General features: G+C 54.7%; 2 protein-coding genes. Both read left to right on the top strand.

Features of this window, described 5'->3' with window-relative positions; all coding sequences use genetic code 11:
* The first annotated feature begins 387 nt into the window (after positions 1 to 387).
* Positions 388 to 1,035, top strand: a complete 648-nt coding sequence (locus AC2FNV_RS23465; protein ID WP_496774725.1) for a DUF1326 domain-containing protein — start codon at positions 388 to 390, stop codon at positions 1,033 to 1,035.
* A 205-nt stretch (positions 1,036 to 1,240) separates the two neighbouring features.
* The coding region (locus AC2FNV_RS23460) for an adenylate/guanylate cyclase domain-containing protein (RefSeq protein ID WP_496774724.1) at positions 1,241 to 1,872 on the top strand (632 nt) is incomplete at its 3' end.

Here is a 1,872-nt window from a genome sequence, read left to right as displayed (position 1 = left end):
CATTCGAGTAAGGAGAGAGTTGCGCCGAAACAGATACTGCGACTTTGCTTTTCCCGCTCCACGGTCTACTTGGCGGCCGTTCATTGCGCAAATACGTTGCGCATTTCGGCGAACTTATACTTTGCGCGCAAACCGGTTGCTCAGGCAACTTCGACGAACGTCAGCATGGAGTCCAATCCACGTAGTGCTCCCCCGTGTTCGAACGTTAGAAATCAGGCGAACAAGCCACACTCCAGCAGCGTGCCTTGTGCGGGCTCCAAACCCAAGCAGTACTTTCGAAAATATGATAATGTGGTTAGTAACGTCGAGGAGAGGTTTCAACCTGCGATATCACTCAGGGCTGAAACTGCAGGTCTCGACTGGTTAAGATCCGAGGGAGACCAAAACATGACCGCTCCATCATGGGTGCTCAAAGGCATTGAATACGGCAATTGCAATTGCGACTATGGCTGTCCTTGCCAATTCAACGGACGACCGTCTTCAGCCGACGGAAGCTGTCGCTACGCCACCTTCACTCAAATTGATGAGGGACGCTATGGTGACGTGAATCTCGACGGGCTGCGCTTCGCTTGGATTGGTGGCTGGCCGGGGCCAGTGCACGAAGGTGGCGGGGAGATCCTAACCATTATCGATGCCCGCGCTGACGATCGCCAGCGTAATGCGCTGCAGCGCATCGTATTGAACGAGGACACGGAAGAATTGAAAACCCATTACGCAGTTTTCTGTGCCAAGTGCACGACTATCTATGAGCCGATATATGCTCCGATCGAGATGGAAGTCGAAATGGAGACCCGCGTCGCTCGTGCGGAGGTGCCGGGAATCGTGGTTTCGGATGTGGAGCCGGTGCGCAATCCGGTTACCGGCAAGGAGCGCCGCGCACAGATCGTCCTACCGGAAGGGTTCGCGTCGACCTTGATGGAGACCGCAAGCGGAACCGTGAAGGCGACCGATAGAGTTAAACTTGACTTCACCAATACCTTCGCAGGCATTGCGCGTCTTCACATGACCGACCAGGGTATCGTGCGTCATCAATGATGTACTGGTGCCCGTTCGTCCTGATCGCCAGTTCCCGGCGAAATCCACCTTCAGATCCACAGCAACGACTGTCGCCACTTGGCGACGGCCGTTGCAAACTTCTTCTTAAATTACGCCAAAGGGTGCAAAAAGAGTTTTGCCCGCGCCGATGGAGCCCAAATGCCTACCAATTCTTGGCGTCGCGAGGGACAGCGGAGGTTTTCCGATGAGCCGCCGTCTTGCTGCCATTCTAGCTGCCGATGTTGTTGGCTATTCCAGGCTTATGGAGGTCGATGAACAAGGCACACTGGCAGCCCTACGCAAATCTTGGAGCGTTATTGAGAGCCTAATTGCGGAGAACCACGGTCGGATATTTGGTAGTGCTGGGGACGGCCTCATTGCGGAATTTGCCAGCCCGGTTCAGGCTACCCGCTGTGCCATAGCCGTGCAGACCCACTTCGCCATCGACGGTAGAGAGATGACTGAACCGCAGTTGAAATTCCGGATTGGCATAAATCTAGGGGATGTTTCGACGGAAGGCGACAACCTGCTGGGCAATGGGGTCAACATCGCCGCTCGCCTGGAGCAGATTGCTGAGCCAGGCGGTGTCTGCTTGTCGAGCACAGTATATGATCATTTAATGGGTATTCTTGACCTGCCGCTGGAGGATATGGGCGAACAGCAACTTAAAAACATCTCACGGCCGGTGCGGACATGGCGTTGGTCCCCCGCCGTGGCTAACGTTTCAGGTGACGATGGGGAAAGAACAAAAGAAGGATACTCGAAACCTTGCATTGCCGTGCTGCCTTTCGACAACATGTCCGTTGATCCGGAGCAAGAATACTTTTCCGACGGCCT

Source organism: Ruegeria sp. BHSA163, assembly GCF_059613365.1.
The sequence above is the reverse complement of the archived record's forward strand: the minus strand, read 5'-3'. Positions and strand labels throughout refer to the sequence as shown.